19 protein-coding genes are annotated in these 19,404 nt (G+C 61.4%); 7 read left to right on the top strand and 12 right to left on the bottom strand.

The features are described 5' to 3' along the window. Nucleotides 1-203 precede the first annotated feature (203 nt). From Bravens_RS02055 to Bravens_RS02045, 3 genes are read left to right on the top strand one after another with little or no spacing between them, the layout of a single operon-like run. On the top strand, nt 204-1,160 hold the full coding sequence (locus tag Bravens_RS02055; protein ID WP_231863315.1) for a FecCD family ABC transporter permease: 957 nt from the start codon (nt 204-206) through the stop codon (nt 1,158-1,160). Nucleotides 1,161-1,189: 29 nt separating this feature from the next. Next, nucleotides 1,190-2,053: an ABC transporter ATP-binding protein gene (locus Bravens_RS02050; protein WP_062019846.1), complete on the top strand. Its 864-nt coding sequence runs from the start codon at nt 1,190-1,192 to the stop codon at nt 2,051-2,053. Nucleotides 2,054-2,068: 15 nt separating this feature from the next. Continuing rightward, on the top strand, nt 2,069-3,028 hold the full coding sequence (locus tag Bravens_RS02045) for a siderophore-interacting protein (RefSeq protein ID WP_062019844.1): 960 nt from the start codon (nt 2,069-2,071) through the stop codon (nt 3,026-3,028). A 97-nt stretch (nt 3,029-3,125) separates the two neighbouring features. Here Bravens_RS02045 and Bravens_RS02040 read toward each other — a convergent pair whose 3' ends face one another. After that, nucleotides 3,126-4,058: an acetamidase/formamidase family protein gene (locus tag Bravens_RS02040; RefSeq protein ID WP_062019843.1), complete on the bottom strand. Its 933-nt coding sequence runs from the start codon at nt 4,056-4,058 to the stop codon at nt 3,126-3,128. Between the two features lie 57 nt (nt 4,059-4,115). After that, nucleotides 4,116-4,700 carry a TetR/AcrR family transcriptional regulator gene (locus Bravens_RS02035; protein ID WP_062019841.1) on the bottom strand — a complete coding sequence of 195 codons (585 nt, stop codon included), beginning with the start codon at nt 4,698-4,700 and terminating at the stop codon, nt 4,116-4,118. Between the two features lie 107 nt (nt 4,701-4,807). Here Bravens_RS02035 and Bravens_RS02030 point away from each other — a divergent pair, with 107 nt between their 5' ends. From Bravens_RS02030 to Bravens_RS02020, 3 genes are all read left to right on the top strand, one after another. Then, on the top strand, nt 4,808-5,269 hold the full coding sequence (locus tag Bravens_RS02030; RefSeq protein WP_062019839.1) for a hypothetical protein: 462 nt from the start codon (nt 4,808-4,810) through the stop codon (nt 5,267-5,269). A 188-nt stretch (nt 5,270-5,457) separates the two neighbouring features. Next, nucleotides 5,458-5,802, top strand: coding sequence for a hypothetical protein (locus Bravens_RS02025; protein ID WP_062019837.1), 345 nt, complete (start codon nt 5,458-5,460; stop codon nt 5,800-5,802). A 162-nt stretch (nt 5,803-5,964) separates the two neighbouring features. Further along, entirely contained in the window at nt 5,965-7,854 is a 1,890-nt protein-coding gene (locus tag Bravens_RS02020; RefSeq protein ID WP_062019835.1) for an alkaline phosphatase, read from the top strand. 121 nt (nt 7,855-7,975) lie between these two features. Here Bravens_RS02020 and Bravens_RS02015 read toward each other — a convergent pair whose 3' ends face one another. From Bravens_RS02015 to Bravens_RS02005, 3 genes are all read right to left on the bottom strand, one after another. Beyond that, nucleotides 7,976-9,904: a heavy metal translocating P-type ATPase gene (locus tag Bravens_RS02015; RefSeq protein WP_062019834.1), complete on the bottom strand. Its 1,929-nt coding sequence runs from the start codon at nt 9,902-9,904 to the stop codon at nt 7,976-7,978. A 98-nt stretch (nt 9,905-10,002) separates the two neighbouring features. Continuing rightward, entirely contained in the window at nt 10,003-10,707 is a 705-nt protein-coding gene (locus tag Bravens_RS02010) for a hypothetical protein (RefSeq protein WP_062019832.1), read from the bottom strand. A gap of 77 nt (nt 10,708-10,784) precedes the next feature. Then, a complete protein-coding gene (locus Bravens_RS02005; protein WP_062019830.1) occupies nt 10,785-11,408 on the bottom strand; it encodes a hypothetical protein in 624 nt (207 codons plus the stop codon). A gap of 175 nt (nt 11,409-11,583) precedes the next feature. Here Bravens_RS02005 and Bravens_RS02000 point away from each other — a divergent pair, with 175 nt between their 5' ends. Further along, a complete protein-coding gene (locus Bravens_RS02000; protein WP_062019828.1) occupies nt 11,584-11,901 on the top strand; it encodes an amphi-Trp domain-containing protein in 318 nt (105 codons plus the stop codon). A gap of 76 nt (nt 11,902-11,977) precedes the next feature. Here Bravens_RS02000 and Bravens_RS01995 read toward each other — a convergent pair whose 3' ends face one another. The 7 genes from Bravens_RS01995 to Bravens_RS01965 all read right to left on the bottom strand — a co-directional run bounded on the left by Bravens_RS01995 (nt 11,978) and on the right by Bravens_RS01965 (nt 19,375). Beyond that, complete coding sequence (locus Bravens_RS01995; RefSeq protein WP_062019826.1) at nt 11,978-12,556, bottom strand: DNA-3-methyladenine glycosylase I; 579 nt, start codon at nt 12,554-12,556, stop codon at nt 11,978-11,980. Nucleotides 12,557-12,615: 59 nt separating this feature from the next. Next, entirely contained in the window at nt 12,616-12,945 is a 330-nt protein-coding gene (locus tag Bravens_RS01990; RefSeq protein ID WP_062019824.1) for a hypothetical protein, read from the bottom strand. A gap of 106 nt (nt 12,946-13,051) precedes the next feature. Continuing rightward, nucleotides 13,052-13,354, bottom strand: a complete 303-nt coding sequence (locus Bravens_RS01985) for a HigA family addiction module antitoxin (RefSeq protein ID WP_082790970.1) — start codon at nt 13,352-13,354, stop codon at nt 13,052-13,054. After that, complete coding sequence (locus Bravens_RS10345) at nt 13,341-13,622, bottom strand: type II toxin-antitoxin system RelE/ParE family toxin (protein ID WP_026022812.1); 282 nt, start codon at nt 13,620-13,622, stop codon at nt 13,341-13,343. The genes Bravens_RS01985 and Bravens_RS10345 overlap by 14 nt, the downstream gene beginning before the upstream one ends. Nucleotides 13,623-13,776: 154 nt before the next feature. Then, nucleotides 13,777-14,583 carry an abortive infection family protein gene (locus tag Bravens_RS01975; protein ID WP_062019817.1) on the bottom strand — a complete coding sequence of 269 codons (807 nt, stop codon included), beginning with the start codon at nt 14,581-14,583 and terminating at the stop codon, nt 13,777-13,779. Nucleotides 14,584-14,641: 58 nt separating this feature from the next. Further along, nucleotides 14,642-17,224 (bottom strand): DEAD/DEAH box helicase, encoded by a 2,583-nt coding sequence (locus tag Bravens_RS01970; protein ID WP_062019815.1) that lies wholly within the window; start codon nt 17,222-17,224, stop codon nt 14,642-14,644. Further along, nucleotides 17,225-19,375 carry a site-specific DNA-methyltransferase gene (locus tag Bravens_RS01965; RefSeq protein ID WP_062019813.1) on the bottom strand — a complete coding sequence of 717 codons (2,151 nt, stop codon included), beginning with the start codon at nt 19,373-19,375 and terminating at the stop codon, nt 17,225-17,227. Nucleotides 19,376-19,404 lie beyond the last annotated feature (29 nt).

The following is a 19,404-nucleotide window of genomic DNA, read 5'->3' as shown; positions in this document are numbered from 1 at the left end:
GAGTGGACCATCAAGAAGACCTCTTGTGTCGAGTGAGCGGATTAGAGCACCTTCATTCCACACCAGAGGTCTTCCCTATGCCACCGCAACACACAAACTCAACCAACGTCCCCGGTTAGTACAGCTAGGCGAGCAAAAGGAGGCGGACTGTGACTGCTGTGACACATCTGCGCTCTGCTCGCCGGTCAGCGCGCTTGAGCACTGTGGTCCGATTGACAGTTCTTACAGCAGTGGTCCTCGTCCTGTGGTTCTGCAGCCTCATGATCGGCGACGTGTTCTACTCCCCGAGCGAAGTCTGGGCCGTTCTCACCGGCCACACCGTCCCAGGCGCCTCTTTTGCCGTTGGCGACCTCCGGCTTCCGCGCGCAACGGTCGGTGCGGCCGTCGGGGCGGCGTTCGGGGTTTCTGGGGCACTGTTCCAGACCCTGCTGCGCAATCAGCTGGCCTCGCCGGACATCATCGGAATCTCCAGCGCGGCCTCGGCTGCCGGCGCAACGGCAATCGTGTTCTTCCACTGGGGCACCGCGGCGGTGTCAGCTGCTTCGCTGATCTTTTCGCTTGTCGTTGCCGCAGCGGTCTTCGTTCTGGTGCCCCGGCCACGTTCGGGACCGAAGCTCATCCTCATCGGCATCGGCGTTGGCGCCGTGATGCAGTCGTGGACGTCCTATGTGCTGTCGAGAGCTGCCGCATGGGATGCCCCGACAGCAGTTCGATGGCTGACCGGGTCTCTCAACAGCGTGAGCTTTGAACAGGGCTGGCCCGCCCTCATCGCAGCGACGGCAGCTCTGAGTGTGGGAGTTCTCGGTTCGAATCGCCTCGCACTGCTGCGCTTCGGCGATGACACTGTCGAAGCTTTGGGCGTGAGGTCGCGGATGCTCCGTCCAGCTCTGCTGATGGCCGCAGTTCTGTTCCTTGCGGCCGCCGCATCCGTTGCGGGCCCCATCGCGTTCGCAGCTTTCATGGCCTGTCCGATTGCGTCCCGACTCTTCCCTGCCGGGGCGTCCCTCATCCTTCCCTCCGGTTTAGTGGGCGCGGCACTCATCCTCACAGCCGACGCGATCGGTCAATTCGCATTCGGGACGCGCTATCCCGTCGGCGTCGTCACCGGCGCGCTCGGCGCTCCGCTCCTCATTGCCCTGCTCATCCGCACTCGAAAATGACATTCCGAAACAGAAAGGCCCGATCGACGATGTCTGCACTCTCCTCACCCACGTCGCCCGCAGATTATTGGAGCCTGGCGGCTGAGAACCTCAGCTCGGGCTACGGCGATCGCCGCATCGTCGACTCGGTGCACCATGAATTCGCCGCTGGGCGGATCACATCGATCATCGGCTCCAACGGGTGCGGCAAATCGACTCTCCTGCGAACCCTTGCCCGGCTCATCAAGCCCAGCGGCGGCGCTGTGAAACTGGCCGGACGGCCGCTGTCCGACTTCGGATCGAAGGAACTGGCACGCAGGGTTGCGATGCTGCCGCAGACGCCGACCGCACCTGAGGGCATATCGGTGTTCGACCTCGTTGGGCGCGGACGAACACCTCACCAGGGTCTCTTCGGCCGCTGGAGTTCCGAGGATTTTGAGGCGACAGCGCGCGCACTCGAGGACACGAAGATCGCAGATCTCGCAGACCACCCTGTCGACGAGCTGTCCGGTGGCCAGCGCCAGCGCGTATGGATTGCCATGGCACTTGCCCAGCAGACAGATGTGCTTCTGCTCGATGAGCCGACGACATATCTGGATCTGAAACACCAGCTTGAGGTTCTCGACCTGCTGACGGATCTCAATCGACAGCGCGGCACAACGATCATCATGGTTCTCCACGACCTCAACCTCGCGGCCCGGTATTCGGATGAGCTTGTCGCAATGCGCAGCGGAACGGTCAAGCGCGCCGGAAGCTCTCACGACGTCATCACCGATACAACACTGCGAGATGTCTTTGACCTTGAAGCGTCAATCGTCGCAGATCCTGTGTCGGGATTGCCGTCGATCATGCCCATTGGCCGCCACCACGCTGACGGCTTCATCCGCCAAGCACACATCAACGCACCCCACTGATAGAAGGAGCCCCCCATGTATATGCCGTTTCGCGTCAGCGTTCTGCGCAGCGAGCGCATCACCCCTAACTTTCAGCGAGTGACGTTCACAGGTGTTGACCAGATGGGACCGGCGCGGGTGACCCGCGACCTGCGCATCAAGATCATCATCCCGGGGCTCAAAGGTCTTCCGGATCTGCCTGCGGGTCCAGAAGGGATCCAGGTGAGAAGAGCTCTGCCGGAAGACGAGCGCGGAATCATGCGAACATACAGTGTTCGCGACTTCCGCCGCCCCGAAGACCCTAACCAGGCATCGCAGAACCGAGCAGAGCTCGACATCGACTTCGTTCTCCACACCGACGAGCACGGCCAGTCCGGCCCTGCGTCCCGTTGGGCGGAAGAAGCCAAACCGGGCGATGAACTGCTCGTCATTGCTCCGAGCATCGACGATGACTCCGGCGCCGGCATTGAGTTTTCCCCCGGAGATTGCAAGACCGTGCAGCTGTACGGTGATGAAACCGCGTTGCCGGCCATTGCCAAGACGCTCTCTGAATGGCCGGAGGGCACCACAGGTGAAGCCTTCATCGAGGTGCCGACCGAGGCCGACAAGCAGAGCGTCGATGCGCCTGATGGCGTCAGGATCCACTGGCTCGTCCGCGAAAGCGAGAATGCCGACCACGGCGACCTCCTGATCAGTGCACTCGAAGCAGCTGCATCGGCCGCGCAGTCTGGCAGCGAACCTGGTGACCAGCCGCAACTCGATGCGTCTTCTGACGACGCGAGCGCAATGGTGTGGGAAACACCGCAGTTCTCGCGAAACGGAGAAGATCTCGCTCCAGTAGAGGACGCAGAAGCCGACGATGTCTACTACTGGATTGCCGGAGAATCCGGGGCGGTCACTGCCATGCGGCGCCTGCTCGTTCAGGGGCGTGGAGTCCCTCGCCAGTGCGTGTCGTTCATGGGCTATTGGAAGAAGGGCGTTGCCCATAAGAGCTGAGGCAGACGCTCACAGTTTGAAAAAGCACAGCGGCCGAGCTCTCGATTTCCAGAACCCGGCCGCTGGCTTATTCACGCTGCAGGCAACGCTCACTGGATCACTTGAGCAGTGACTTCGGCAGGCGGTGGACAGTGACTGCGCCGATTGCTGTGAACGGGTGCAGCGGGTCGGGATCTTCCGAACCGGTGGGCCCGCCCAGCTCTGAATGTGCAAGAGCGCTCATAACGACGTAGGCGTCTTCACGCGAATAGCCGTTGTCTTCAACGAGGAAGTCGAAGACGTCTTCGTACCCTCGCTGGATGGATTCCTGTACGGGATTGCCCAGGCCGATGAAGATCCATTCGTCCTCTGTTTCAATTCGCGGAGCGCGGTGCTTCACACCCTTGATGAGGTCGACGGACACGATGGCCGTGCCCTGCGCTTCGATTGCGACGAAGCTGGATTCACCGCGGGACATGATGGCGTGGATGTCGCCGATTGACAGCAGCGCACCGGGCACGTCTACAGGCAGGTAGACGGTCGAACCGGGTTTAGCATCCGTGAGGTCCATGTTGCCGCCACCGGCAAAGCTGGGCATAACAACTGAGCCTTCGCCTTCTGCAGGGGCGGTGCCGATGCAGCCAATCATCGGCAGGGCATCGACCTCCACACCGTTGAGCAGCGTGACCTTGCCGTCCTTTACGGGGATGCGGCGGGCCATCTGGTCCTGGCCCATGCGCTCTGCCAAGGCTCCAGCACCGGGCAGATACACCGAGTAGCCGAACTCGGTCAGCTCGATGTCGTGGATGTGGACGGCCAGGGTGTCGCCGGGTTCTGCGCCTTCGACGTAAACCGGGCCGGTGACGGGGTTGATCTGTGCTGTGATCTGGTCGAGGGTTTTGCCTTCGTACAGCTGGTCGTAGACCTCGTCGTCAGTTTCAAAGCCGATGGTTTCGCCGGTGCCGGGCTTGATCCTGAGGACGGGTTCGATGTCGGCGCTGAAGGAGCCTTTGCCGTTGTCGTTGGAAAGGAAGTGGTCAATCGCTGTCATGACCCAATCATCTCCGATTTCACGGCAGTGCGGCCTGTGGACTCGCCATACGGACCGTCAATGCCCATAGGGCACGATCAGAGCGCACAGCCCTTCCAGGCGCGAGCGCACCTCTTCAAGATCAGCCTCCCCGGCTGCCAGCTGCAACATGAAGCCGTCACAGGCAGCCGAGAGGATCGAAGCCGCTTGGACAACCTCGCCTTCGTCCACGTGCCCTTCTGAGGCAAGGACGCCCAGCCAGGCCTCAAAACGACCGATGCCCAGCCGATACAGCCGCTCCAAAAGGCGCCTCGAAGTCTCGTCTGCACTGAGCCCGAATCCCGCGCCGATCTGCTCCGCCCAGACGCTGACCAGATACGGAGCCTCGTCAGCACTCGGCCGCAGAAACTGCATCGCGCACTCCACGAGTCGCTGCCGCGGGGGCAATGTCGAATCTTCGATGTTGAGGTCGGGAACCGTGCGCAGCATCATTCGCTCCGATACGGCAAACGCAAGATCGCTCTGCGCTGGAAAGTAGTAGCGAAGAGTACTTGCCCCGATCCCCGCGCGCTCGGCTACCGCACGCACGCTGAGCGCCCCAGGCCCGCTCTCGTTCGCCAACTGCAGTGCCGCTTCAAGAATCTGCTCACGCCGATCGCTCATTCCAACTCCCATCCCTTGCCTGAAGCATTGCACCATTCAGCTGTTGACAGTCTAGTACATCGTGCTAGTACACTGAACTAGCACACCGTACCAAGCCGGGAGGAATCATGATCGAGGCACTTCAGAACTTCACGCAGTCACTGCCCGAATGGGCGCGGTGGGCCGGCGTTATCCTCATTGCCGCACTGCCGTTCGTCGAGTCCTACTTCGGGTCGACAATTGGGATCATCGCCGGCGTCCACCCGGTTGTCGCGGTCACCGCCGCAGTCATCGGCAACACAGCATCGATGCTTCTGCTGGTCTTCGGTGCACACAAACTGCGCAGCCGCTTCGCCAAGCGTGAGCCCAAACGCAGCACGCAGCGCCTGAGAAAAATGTTCGACCGCTGGGGCGTACCCGGCGTCAGCCTCCTGGGACAGACGGTCCTGCCCAGCCAGATCACATCGATGGCAATGGTGTCCTTTGGCGCCTCCCGCAATGCTGTTGCCGGATGGCAGATTGTCTCCATCGTCATATGGGGCGCACTGTTTGGAGTTCTGACAGTCGCAGGCTTCAACCTTCTGGGCTGAATTTCTACCCAAGAAGCCCTACAACCGAGACCAGGCCCGAGGTGAACGTGCGGTATTGTCCGCGCGTTCACCTCGGGCTTGCCGCCGGTCCAACCACCGGCCAACATCCCGCCACTCTTAAGGCATGCAATAGCTGCGGCGCTTCGCGCCGCCTCTCCCTTCGCATACGGAATCCTGAGGAGTGCTGCATGAGCTTTGCGAACACCGCCCGCCAGATCACTGTCGGCACGGCTGTTTTTGCCGCCCTGACCATCACCGGTTTTGCCGCACCCGCAGCAGCGGCACCGGACCAGACGGAGCAGATCACGGCAAGCGGCACCTCGGCAGCGGAGGCCGAGGCGAGCGTTACCAAGCTCTACGGAAACGCGCCCGATGTCGAAAGCGTTCGCGCTGTCTACGACCGCAGTGGGAGCTCGCTGCCGCAGACGACAACCGAACTCGCAGTTGCGGCCGCCGTCGCCGGCGGCCTGCTGACGACAGCGGCCGCGGCGGTGGTTGCGGGCAGGCGCGAACACGAAGCGGTTGAAGCCTGAACAGCACACCAAAGCGCTCTTCCAGCGAATCCCTGTCAGCGATGGACTCGTTGACCCGAAGTTAACTTTGCGCTCGCTTCGCACATAACCCGAGGTCAGAGGCCTGCAACTCGCGTTCGATGTGGTTGTTGAGTCACACAACAACCACGTCGAAGGAACGCAATGAGCTTCGCATCAACCGCTCGCAGAGCACTGGGCGGCGCAGTCGCCGCCGCTGCGGTCGGCTCCATGGGCTTCGCAGCGCCCGGCATGGCCGAACCGCAGACCGAACCGCGCAACGTGATCATCATGATCGGCGACGGCATGGGCTTCAACCACGTTGACGTATCCAGCCTCTACAACAACGGCAAGACCAACTGGCAGATTGAAGGCAAGCCCGGCGCTGGCGACAAGATCACGAAGCAGGACGGCTACGGGGAAACGCCGTCACAGGTCTATGAGAACTTCGACGTGCAGCTTTCCATGAAGCACCCCTCACTCGACTCCCCCGAGTACAAGAGCGAAGACGCCTGGGGTGACTTCGACTGGGCTAATAACAAGCCCACCGACTCGGCGGCATCAGGCACCGCACTGGCCACCGGGAAGAAGACCCACAACGGCTACCTGGGCGTTGACGGGGACAAGAACCCCATCAAGAACGCCGCTGAACACGCCCACGAAACCGGACGCGCAACCGGTGTCGTGTCCTCTGTGCCCTTCGGCCACGCAACCCCCGCCGCATGGGGCGCTCACGTTGAAAGCCGCAAGGAAAACCACAAGATCGCCCAGCAGATGATCGACGGTTCGCTTGACGTCATTATGGGTGCCGGCCACCCGAAGTTTGACGATGACGCCCAACCGCGCGAGGCGGAATGGGCCTGGCTGACGGAAGAGCAGTACGCAGGTCTCCAGAAGGACGGTTCGGGACGAACCTTCGTTGAAGACACCAAGGGCATTGAAGCCATTGCTCGCGGTGAAAACGTACCCGAACGACTCTTCGGACTTGCTCCGGTTGCCGAAACCCTGCAGTTCAACCGGTCAAGCCTCGAAGAAGCTGAGCCGCGCAACAAGGGCAAGGGCCGCACCGACGGCCAGCCGATCAAGGGCGAAGCTCCTCTGCCAGGCGAAGCAAAGAAGAACGACGTCGTGTCGCTCGAGGACATGACCAAGGCGGCCCTGAATGTCCTGTCACAGGACGAAGACGGCTTCTTCACCATGATCGAAGGCGGCGCAATCGACTGGGCCGGCCACGCCAACGCCACCGTCGGCAACATTGAAGAGATGGACGACTTCAACAAGTCGGTCGAAGCTGTCACCGAATGGGTCGAAAAGAACTCCAGCTGGGAAGAAACCCTTGTGATCGTCACCGCTGACCACGAAACCGGCTACCTCAACGGTGCAGTGAACGGCGGAGCTGATGACGGCGCAACTGACGGTGCGACTGATGGCGCTGCCGACGATGGCGCAGCTGGTGAAGGTAATGCCGCTCCCGCAGCTGCCGCTCCCGCGCCGGCTGAAGAGGGCGCCGCTTCCACTGAGCAGTGGGCTCCGATGACCGGTACGAAGGGCACGCTCCCCATTGACAGCTGGAACTCGCCCCAGCACACCAACCACCTGGTTCCGTTCTTCGCCAAGGGAGCAGGGGCTGACACCATCAACGGCCACGTCAAGGGCACTGACCCCGTTCGCGGTGACTACATCGACAACACCGACGTCGCGAAGCTTTCCTTCGACCTTATGAAGGAAGCAAGCGACGACCCGTCCGACAAGCCCGGCGAAAAGCCTGAAGACGGCGCTTCCGACAAGCCCGCGGAAGAACCGGGCAAGGAAGAACAGCAGGGCGACGACGAACAGGGCCGCGAGCAGACCGAAAACGACAACGCATCGGCTGACACGGACGACGACCCTTCAGAGGCACCTGCCGCTGCGGGCAGCAGCTCGAACACTGGCGGTTCACTCCCCCGCACGGGTACTGAAATCGGCACGGCTGCCGCAATTGCGGCAGGCCTGCTGGCAGCCGGTACCGCCGCTGTCGTCGCAGGTCGACGCAAGCGCGAAACGACGGATGCCTGAAACCAGGTTGATCTGACAGCATACTGACAGACAGTCACACGGTGGGCCCCGGAAACATTCCGGGGCCCACGTGCTTGCGCTCCACCTCGTCAGTCAATCCAACAGGAGCCGAACCTGCGCGTTACTGCGCAGCGATGCCGCGGTACTTCCGACCCACGCGAGCAGCTCGCACACCGTTGAGAATGACGATGATCTCAACGAGTTCGTGAACCAGCACCACCCCGGCGAGGTTGAGCACACCGAAGACAGCGATCGGGAACAGCGCAAGGACAGTCGCCAGCGACAGGGCGATGTTGACAGTCATAATCTTCCGGCCGCGGCGGGCATGTGCGAGGGCTGCCGGAATCAGCCGAAGGTCGCGCCCCGTCAGTGCGATGTCAGCTGACTCCACCGCTGCAGCCGAACCGGTGGCGCCCATCGCGATGCCGACCGTTGCGGTGGCCAGCGCAGGAGCATCGTTGATGCCATCGCCGACCATCGCGGTTGGCCGCCCTTCATTCAGCCCGGCAATAGCTGCCGCCTTATCGGCCGGAAGCTGTTCAGCACGCACTTCGTCAATGCCTGCGGCCGCAGCAATCGCCTGGGCGGTGCGACGGTTATCGCCGGTGAGCATGATTGTATTGACGCCCTCTTCGGCAAGCATCGCGATTGTCTCTTTCGCTTCCGACCGCAGCTCATCACGGGCACCGATAAGTCCGGCAACCTCACCGTCAGCTTCAACAACCACAACCGTCATACCGGCTTCGGCGAGCTCTTCAGCATCAGCGCTGAGGCCGCCCGGGTTGATCCAGCGCGGGCTGCCCACACGAACAGCTGTGCCCTGGACGGTCCCGCGAATGCCATGGCCTGCTTCTTCAATGATGTCAGCGGCCGCAGGAGCAGCGGGCGCCGCCGCAGCGATTGCCTCGGCCAGCGGATGTGTGCTTGTCGCCTCGACCGCGGCAGCCCACGCCACAACCTGAGCCTCGGTTATTTCCCCGGCCGTGCGCACCTCCGCAACCTCCGGGTGTCCGTTGGTCAGGGTGCCGGTCTTGTCGAAGGCCACCTGTTCCACAGCGCCGAAGCGTTCAAAGGCCGCACCGGATTTGATGACGATGCCGAATTTTGATGCCGAGCCGATGGCGCTGATGACGGTCACCGGCACCGCAATGGCGAGCGCACACGGCGAGGCAGCGACAAGCACAATGAGTGCGCGCTCAACCCATGTCCACGGATCTCCGATGATGAAGCCGAACACTGCAACGAAGGCCGCGGCAATGAGTGAAATCATCACAAGCGGACGGGCGATTCGGTCTGCCAGCCGGGCTCGTGAGCCCTTGCGGGCATGCGCCTGCTCAACAAGAGCAACGATCTGCGTAAGCGAGTTGTCCCGACCATCCGCAGTTGCCCTGACCACGAGCGAACCCGAGCCGTTGACGGTTCCTGCCGCCACCTCGTCGCCTGCTGCCGCCGCCACCGGGATTGACTCACCGGTAACGGCCGAGGTGTCAATGTGCGACTGGCCTTCAACGATCACGCCGTCGGTTGCGATCCGATCACCAGCACCGATGATCAGGCGGTCGTTTTCACGAAGGTTCGCCACGGGAACCGTGTGGACTTCTTCGCCGTGCATCACCCGGGCGGTCTGCGGAACCAGGGAAAGCAGTTCCCGCAGTCCCGCTTTGGCGCGGTCCATCGCGCGGTCTTCCAGCGCCTCGGCAAGGGAGAAGAGGAACGCCAGCGCAGCCGCCTCGGCAACATGACCAAGTGCAACGGCACCGACCGCTGCGATCGTCATGAGCAGGCTGACGCCGATCTTGCCGCGCGCCACTCCCCTCAGGGCTCCCGGCACGAAAGTCCACGCGCCAGCCAGCAGAGCAATGGATTCGAGGATGGTCGCGATCAGCGCCTGGCCCGCAAACCCGAAGGCAAAGCCGCCGAGGAGGAACGCACCCGAGATTACCGACGGCAGCAAAGCCGGGTCACGCCACCACGCGGGGGCCGTCTCAATTTCTTCACCGGGAACGATGGGGCGGGTGGGGGCTTCTGCTGCACAGCACGCGGCGGTCATCAGGCACTCCTTAAAAAGGTGGACATATAAGCGTTTGCTTATATGTCCACCTTACAACATATAAGCATTGGCTAATATGTTGGGGTATTGAGGTGACGTCAGAGGATCTTGTGCTTCTTCGACGAGAACTGGAAACCGTGGGAGCCCTGCACGCAGATCACACCGGAATCGACGTTCGTGGTGCACTTAAAACCGTAGGCCTCGAGGACCTGACCGTACTGAAGGACAACCGTCGAGCTGCTGTAGTTGTTGATATACGCAGTGTCGGTGAGCCCCTGAAACGCAGGCCTACTCCCCTGTTCCATGACGATGCCGTTCGGCTTGCCGTGCTCGCCGTCCGCATACTGAACCGAAGGAGCATTCGCCGGCGGGTTGCTCGACTGACAGCCGACATAGTCCTTCGAAATCATGCAGAAGTGCACTTTGGAAGGCGCCTGGAAGTAGTACGCGTCACCGATATATCCGGTTGCCTCACGGAATGGCTCAGTGCCGACTTTTTTACCGCCCTTGAAGTAGCTGTTGAGCGAATTGCCGCCACTGCTGGAGCCGCCACTGCCGGAGCTCTTCGATTTCTTTGGAGCCTGTTTCTGGTCCTGCTGCTTAGGCGCGGGAGCACCACCGGTTGGGCGAATCGGCTCGTTGGGATCAGATTGCTCCTGACCGGAGTCTGATTCTTGACCGCTTTCAGTCTGGCTCGTCTCGGCTTGCTCTGGCTGGGCAATTTCAACTGACGGCCGGCTCGAACCGCAGCCAGCAAGGGCAAACACGGCAAGAACAGCACCCGCGGTGCGCAGAATCTTCATGGTGCAATTCTATCCGTTCACAATTCGCAATTCTTTGTCCTCACACGCTATGAAACCGCACGCACCCCCTGCCGAAATCAGCGAAGCGTGTACTTCTGCGAAGACACCTGCAACCCGTGTTCGCCCTGAATGCAGATGACGCCGAGTTCCATGTCCGTAGTGCACTTGAAGCCTTTGACATCAAGCACTTCGCCGTAGCCCAAAACCTTTGCCTGGCCGTCCTGCTTCAGGAAGGTCGTATCGCTCATTCCGAACATTTCAGCCTTTTTGCCGGCGTACATACGGGAAGCATTAGCAGGCCCATAACCGCCATCCGCCTGCTGGACTTCAGGAGCATTGGGCGGCGCAGCCATGTGCACACAGCCAACGAATTCAGCAGTGATCACACACTGGTGCTTACCCGACTGAGTCTGGAAGTAGTACCCGCCGTCAGCAAACACTGCTGTGGATTTGAATCCCTCGGGGTCGACTTTCTTGCCATCGAAGGATGCGCCCATCGCGCTTTCACCCGCGGGCTTCTCTTCTTCCTTCGGCTTTTGCGGCTCGTCAGAGTCCTGTGCTGGAGCGCCCTCCGTGGCCGCTTCACTCGGCGCTTCTTGCGCTGGGGTGTTGTCGCCAGTTGATACCGACGGCCCATCTGAGCCGCAGCCGGCAAGGGTCAGTGCAGCGGCAACAGCAATGGCAATGCGAACAGTCTTCATGCATTCATCCCTTATGAACTTTCCACGACTTTCGTACAGAATACGCACCCGCGGTCACTTCTGGTAGACCAGCCAACAACGCCCAGCGACAGTTTCATATAATGAGATGGCGGCGGTGCAAACCAGGGCTTGAGGCTCTTTCGAAGCCGCCCCTGCTGACATAGAGAGGATCGCAATGACGCAGACCCCGAACACACCCAAGAGAAACCAGAAGCTGCTCAAGAGCAAAGGCGACTTCAGCCGTGAGGAACTGGCCGCCTTCTTTGAAAGCCTTGCTGAGCGTGTCCGCGCCGGCGATATGACACTAGGCACCGGCGATAGCGCTCTCGCCATGGATCTTCCCGGCACGTTCCGCACGACGATGGAAGTCACCGACTCCCGTAAGCGCCGCGGAATTGAGCGTGAACTCGAAATCGAGATCGACTGGTACGTCGACGAAAACGGAAAGCCGATCACGGAAGACGGCCCCGCCTCGGGCTTCGCCATCTCCTAAGCACCCGAACACAAATGAGCCCCCTCAATACATGTACCGAGGGTGCTCACTTTCTGTCCCCTTCGAAGAGGCACAGTCATTCCGGCCGCGCGGTTGAGCCGACCAGGTGGGTGTTGACGATGCCAACGGCCTCCATGAGCGCAAACATGGTCGTGGGTCCAACGAACACAAACCCTTTCCCTCGCAGTGCTGCAGCGAGAGCTTTCGATTCTGGCGAGGTGGTGGGCACCTCGCCTGCGGTTCTCGGGGTGGGGTGCACCTCAGGCTGGTAGGACCAGATGAGGTCAGCCAGTCCCCCATCGGCACGCAGTGTCAGTGTTGCCTGCGCGTTGGTGATCGTCGCGTCGATTTTGCGCCGATTGCGCACAATCCCGGCGTCCGCCATCAGGCGCCCCCGGTCTGCGTCTGTGTAGGCGGCAACGAGTTCGGGATCGAAACCGTCGAAAGCGTCGCGGAAATTCTCGCGTTTGCGCAGAATCGTCAGCCATGAAAGACCCGACTGAAACGCCTCTAAACTGAGCCGCTCAAACAGGCCCCGTTCATCGCAGACCGGCCGGCCCCATTCGGTGTCGTAGTACTCACGTAGCAAAGGGTCCGAAGCTGCCCACACCGGCCGGATGATCCCATCATCACCTGTGACGAGCGAATCATTCATGCGCCCACCCCTCCTCAAGGACGCGAACCGAACTGCGTTTCAGAAGTGCTCTACCGCAACTAGTCGAAAACCAGGGATCGCTCTTCGGACACAACCAGCACCTCGGCGCCCTTGAGAGCTTCACCGAGGACGTCATTGACCGCCCACTCGAGCGAGTCAAGGGCGTCTTCTCCCCCGCTGATGGCATCGACCTCGTGATCGTTCACTCGGATGAGCGCAGCCCCGCCGATGGGCACGACACCATCGTCGTCAGAGCCGTGCTCTTCAACGACGCGGGCCCACGCCGAGTCGAGCGCACCCGGCGTAACTGCACGCACCCGGACGCGGTAAGCAAGGTCTTGAGTTGTGTGCCGATCAAACCAGTCATCGGACACCTTCCAGATTGTCATGACTCAAGTATCAAACTGAGCAGCTGACGCCGCAATGAGAGTTATAACACGCTGCGCCGACACAGCGAGCGCAATCATCGTCGAGCAATCTCACTCGAACCTATCGTCAGGCAACGTTGATGGCTTGAATCTGCTCAAGTTCGCAGAAGACCTTATCTTCTGCCACATCGAGGTCGTACTGAGTCTGCAACCCAAGCCAGAACTGAGGGCTCATACCAAAGAACTTCGCCAGTCGAAGGGCAGTGTCAGCAGTGATCGCACGCTTACCGTGAACGATCTCGTTGATTCGCCGAGGCGGGACTCCGATTGAGACCGCGAGCTTGTGCTGTGTAATGCCCAGGTCTTTAAGAAAGTCCTCCATAAGGACTTCTCCCGGGTGAACCGGAGGGAGTTTGTCAGTGGTAGTCAACGATCTCAACCTCCTCTGGGCCAGCAGCTGTCCACTGAAAGCAGATACGCCACTGGTCGTTGATACGGATACTGTGCTGACCCACGCGATCGCCCTTAAGTGCTTCGAGACGGTTACCCGGCGGAATCCGCAATTCTTCGAGGCTCTGCGCGTAACCGAGCTGACGCAGTTTTCTCAACGCCACTGAGTGAATTCGGGAATCGATTGAACGCACCCGCTCTCGATTCCAAAGTCGTTCAGTGTCCTTGTCGGCGAATGACTGGATCACAGCTTAACCATACCCAGGCATAACGCTCTGCGTCAATAACGCTATACGTTACGCCAGCGTTCAACGACATCCGACCCCTACATCTGAGGCGTCGAGGTCGGCCCGATCAGCGCTCCGGGGCAGTCGTCCCAGAGATGCTAGGGACCACGGCGGGCTATCGACCCATCTGGCGATCATGGGTCGATAGCATCAGCTCTGCAACATGCGTGGCTTCACGGATGACGAACTGAGCAGCTTGGTGTGTGACGCCCGTTGGCAGAGTACGCCCGTGCCCAGTGCCCTGTAGATTGCGCAGTTCGTTCACCGCAAACGCGATTTGCTTAGCTGACTGATAGATCGCTCGAATTTGCTTACCACCAGGAATGGAATCATCTACAACAGCAGGTTGGAGCCCGAGCATTTCAAATGCCATCGAGACAAGTGCCGAGAAGCCAGCGTTTCTTTGAGGGAGCCGTCCACCTTCTTCAAGGACAAACTTGGCGACGGCTTCCAGAAGCTCCTTAGCGCCACCGAGTAAAGCCGCAGGATCGTCGATGTTGCGCCGCAATCGTTTGAGCTGTTCGTCGAGCGCTTCTCGGCCACCCGTGTTCAAGTCAATATCACCGACGCGGCTCAATCGCCCTTCTGCAGTAAGTTCCCACCCCAGGTGTGAAAATGCCGAACGGAGATGCCTCACGTTATCTTGCTCAGTTTCATCACTAAATGAGCCGTGAAGCCTGAGCGCGTCTAACAACCCGCTGACAAGCTCACGTGCACCCTCAGCTCGATTTTGAGCCGCATGGCACACGGCGAGAACCCGTTGTTGCTTATTGGGAGTCTGCGTATCTGCGTCGTATGGATCGCTTGCGGCGAACCCCGCTGATATGAATGTCCGCGTCAGCACCGAATGGGACGGCCCGGCACCCTTAAAAAAGAACTGAGCGAGCGCTGCCGCGGCCTCGTTGTTTAGAGGTGACTTCACTTCTTCCCTCCTGCGTCAGGCTGCCAATTACATGCAGCCATTGTCTGCGACACGAACGTCAGTAATCATTGGCCAGTTCCGATTCGTACAGCGACCTTGCACTCTTGGCACTTCGGATCGCCACCCGAACTCGAGGCTTGGTGATGTCCAGGGCCCGTAGCACGCCACTCGTCTCAGCCACCGATTCGACACGGCGGAAGTCATCTGCGAAGCACTCGGCGAAGTCGGCGAGGCCTCGCAGCTTCGGCAATGCATCGGAGAGGTGGTGACCGTGTGGGTCTACGAGGTCCACAGCGACGCTCCCGTCATGGTTGGTGCCGAAGAACAGGAAGTCCGGGCGCAGCGCCTTCCAATCCTCCATCTCGTCTTTGTAGGCCACCGCGAGGGATTCCTTCGTGGCGCGGTCGGGATTGCGGTACCAACCTTGAAAACCCGGCTGAGCGGCCTCGGAATCGAGGACTTTAAGCTCCCACTCGTTCAACCTGATCGGGACCGTGCCGTCGTCCGCAGCGAGCAGGTGCATCCCGCGGGTGGGCAGGTCCTCCTCGGTGCCGTCGGGATGGCGCAGCTTGGTGTCGGCTTGGCCGTTCTTCGGAGTAGTAAGGCTGATTGGCTCTGGGGTGGTGGACATCGACTCCAGGCCGTCGTACTCGGCCTGGCGCTCGTCGCTTAGCCCCTTCCGAGCGACACGGGTCTGCGTGAGCCAGTCACGGGCCAGCCCATCTGCCTCGGCCTCGACCGCCTGCGCGATCTCGGGGATTCGCCCGAGCGAGGCGAGGGTGATGTGGGCTTCGAGGAGTTCATCCTCGTCGCCGTCTGGCCCGACCAGGTGATCGACGTAGGAAGCGCACAATGCCGGGCTCAGCACGCGGGTGGACGCGCGGTAGTAGTCCTCGATGGCGCGCGGGTCAGCACTGACAGAGAACGCTCGGTAAGAGAACCCGCCGCCGACTCGGCCTCGGACCTCCTCGCCTTCCATCGTGAGCACGTCCTCGCGGGCCTTCGCGATCTTGTCCTTGTACTGCACCGCGCGCCCGTCAAGGACGGCGTGGAGGTGCTTGTGCGCTTTTTCCACGGCCTCATCTATGAGGTGGTCCTTCGACAACGCCGTAGCCAGTGCGGTGAGCCTGCGAATGGGCTTGACGTTCTTCTTCGGGATCGTCACCGAGGGGATGGCTGCGAACCGCTCCCACACCGCCTGAGCGATGGCAGGGTTCGGACACAACGGTATCGGGTCGAACAGCACCCGGCGGCCCAGACCGCCGCCACCGTCCTCTCCATCGTCGGCGTCCTTGCTTGTCGCGCCCTTCATCAGCAGTTTCGCGACCCCGGTCGCGGTCTTCCGGTCGAACAACGGCAACAGGCAGTCCACCGAGTTCAGCAGTTCGTTGCCGGGGATGCGCCGAGCCAGCGGTGTGCGCATCATCCGCCCGAGCAACTGTGTGATGTGCGTGCGGTCCTTGGCAGGGCGGAACGAGACGAGCACCTCGGCTCGCGGGCAGTCCCAGCCGGTGGAGATCGCACTCTTGGCCAACAGAACCCGCACATGCGTCGCGTCCTGCACCCGCTGCGGCTCGATGTAGGGCACGATCTGCCGCCCGATGGTTAGGTCGGTGTGCTCACCAAAGACGTTCGCCACGGCGTCGTAAGGCAAGTCCGACCATGCCTCGTAGATCGTGTCCAGTGTCCGCGTGAGCGTATCCTGCGAGGGCTTGTCCCCAACCTGAACCACCAGAAGCGGACGAACGGCTTCAGCCTCGCCCTGCTCGCGCGCATAGTCCTGCCACGCACTCTCGGAGGCCCTGATCTTCTCAACGGCCTTGGTCAGGAGCACTGTCTCGAACGCGCCATCCTCGGCAGGGATCGACAGGGCGATGTCGTCTTTCAAGAGTCCTGAGGCCTGGACCAGCGCGGAGTCCACCTGCACCGACGGGAGGGCGTCACGACCCTTGGCTTCCTTCATCGCAGTCTCGAAGCGCTCAACCGTGGCCGAGATGCCGAAGACGACCGGCATCGCAGGTACGCTGCCCTGGCCGTTGATGAGTCGCTGCACGATGGTGGACCGTTCGCGTACGCGCGTCCCCATGCCGCGATGCGCCTCGTCGAGCACGAGGTAGAGCGTCAGGTCCTCATTGGCGATGGTGTTCGTGATCGTGTCGTAGATGGAGGACTGAACCTCGTCAGGGCGAGGCTCGAGACCTGGCAGTGTGTCATCGCTTCTGGCTTCCGGAGCACCCTTGACCAGGCGAGAGTTCTTGCTCAGCTTCTGCGTGTTGAGGAAGTACACGTTTCCGGGCCGGAAGGTCGGCTCGGAGAATGTCGTCGGCACTACACGGAGTCGGTGGTCGAGTTCGCTGGCCGCCGCTTGGATTCGAGCACGCGACTGTTCGTTCAGCGCCGGGTCGTCCGAGAACCACAGTACGACGGCGCCCGGGTCACCGGCTACGTCGAACTCATCGTTGCCGAAGAAGAGCGATTCGAACACGGCAGCGGCCATGACGGTCTTCCCAGCACCGGTCGTGGCGCTCAGTGAGAACTGAGAGAGCGCGCCGTAGCGACGGTAGGAGTCGCGAGCACGGTCCAGGTTCCGCAGCACGTCACGGACGGCCTCGGCCTGGTAGTCCTTCAGCGTGTAACGCATTTACAGGCTCCGTCCCGTGTTGATCTCGAAGTTCTGGAGATACGACTCGTACAAGCGCACCGGTACTACTTCGTTCGGCAGCTCTCGGCACACCATCTGGAAGGCGCTGTCGTCATCCGTGACGACGAACACGATGTCGATGCCCTCACGAGCACTCACCGCCGTGACGAACTCGTCCGCCTGGTCTAGGTTCTCCAGCACGCCGTACGACTCGGCCACGTCCCAACCGTCCTCGCCGAGGTCGTAAATGACGCGACCGCGGGAGCCGGCGCGCAGCCACAGCATCGGTGCGACGCGCTCGAAGGCACGGTTGTGACGAACCGACAATGGCGCCTCGTAGGTGAGGGTGAAGAACGCGGCGTTCTCCTCGAAGCCCTCCGACATCGGGAACTTATCGGTGAACTTGTAGTCGCCCTTGATCGACTCGCCCTCGGGGGTCTGGCCGGTGATCGCGGCGGTAAGGCGCGGCTTGGTGATGTAGTCACAGATGCCGAGGGCTTCCCACTCCGGGTCACCTGGGCGGAGCCCGTTCTTCCGGAGGCCAGCCTGCTCGTTTGCGCTGACTTCGTTGTTAGTGACGCAGATCGACCTACGCCGACCGCCATCCCGGTTCAGGCGCATGACTGCGTGTGCTGTCGTGCCGCTCCCGGAGAAGAAGTCGATGATCGTCGCGTCGGGCTTGTCGGCGACGAAGAAGCGGAGCGCATCCTCGACGGCGTACAGGCTCTTCGGGAACGGGAACGACCTGCCTGGCAGGAACTGACGCAGGAGGTTTGACCCGTGCCGAGATGCGTCGTGGCTCGGGAGGGTCCAGATGGTCTTGGGCGTCGCGGTCTTGGTGTTGTCCGCGTACTCGACCGTCACTGCGCCCTTGACGTCCTTGCCCGTCACGACGATCTCTCCTGTGCCGATCTTGCGGATCGCCCCGTCTTGGAGGTAGGCGAAGGAGTGACGGTCGCTGCGCTTGTTGTACGGACCGACCCGTAGGTAGCCGTTGTCGTTCAAGTCGCGGCAGGACTCGGCCGTCACGCGCCACCGACCGTCGCCACCATCGGGTCGGTTCGGTGGCCATACAGCACGGGTCCCTTCCGGCACCGGAACATCGTCGCGCTGTTGATCCTCGTCCAGAGCGTCTCCGATGCTGTGAATCGCTTCGTCGCTGATGTTTACGAAGATCGGAAAGAACGCACCTGGACTGTGCTGGCGGCTTGCCTTCGCTCCGTACCTCGCGAAGTCAGCCCAGCGAACTGAACGGTCGTCCGAAACGTCGCTGGCCTCCTTGTCGTTGTCGACCATCGAGCGGGACCACTGCGTGAGTGCGGCGTCGCCGATGTACACAAACAGGACGTACTCATGGACGCGGCTGAACTCTCCGGCACCGGAGGAGATGCCTTGGGGGTTGATGATTGAGCAGATAGTCTGAATCTTGGCCTCGGGGAATGTCTGCTCCAGCAGAAGCGAGAGGCGGTTGATCTCCTTGTCGTCGATCGTGACGATGAGCACCGAGTCGTCGGGGTTGAGCAACTCGCGAGCGATCTTCAGGCGCCGCTCCATGAAGGCAAGCCACTTCGAGTGCCGGTAGTCGTCGTCTGACTCCACGTAGTCGTTGTTGTACTTCCAATCTTTCGCACCGCTGTTGTACGGCGGGTCGATGTAGATGGCGTCGATGGAGTGCCGATGGGTGTACGTCAGCATCTCCAGCGCGTGGTAGTTCTCCGCGTTGATGACCGAGTGGAACGGCTTGTCTCCACCCCGCTCGACGCGACCTGTCTCCACGAGGCCGGGGTAGATGCGGTCCCGGAACTCCGCGACGACCACCATGTCGTCGGCAGGCATGATCTGAGTCTCAGGCTTCTCGGCGTCCAGCTCCGCGAGATGGGCCAGACGCTGCCCGTCGAGTCGCTCGACCCGAGTCACCCGCCACAGTCGCTGGTCGCCTGCCTTCGTCTCCCCACGGGACGGAAGCACGCGCACCTTGTCGCCTCGTCGCACCGGCCTGCCGGGCAACTCAACGGCCTCGGGCTGATGCTGTTCGAAGACGAGACCGAAGGTGCGACGCTTGGTGAGTGCGGCGATCTCTGCTTCCAGATCAGCACCGAGTTGCGGATCAGCCTTGCGGGCCTGCCGCAGCAACTCCGTCAGTCTCGACAATGGTGTGCTCTCCTTGTCCGCAACAACCC

Source organism: Brevibacterium ravenspurgense (genome assembly GCF_001584615.1).
In the GTDB taxonomy this organism is placed as follows: Bacteria; Actinomycetota; Actinomycetes; order Actinomycetales; family Brevibacteriaceae; genus Brevibacterium; species Brevibacterium ravenspurgense.
The sequence above is the reverse complement of the archived record's forward strand: the minus strand, read 5'-3'. Positions and strand labels throughout refer to the sequence as shown.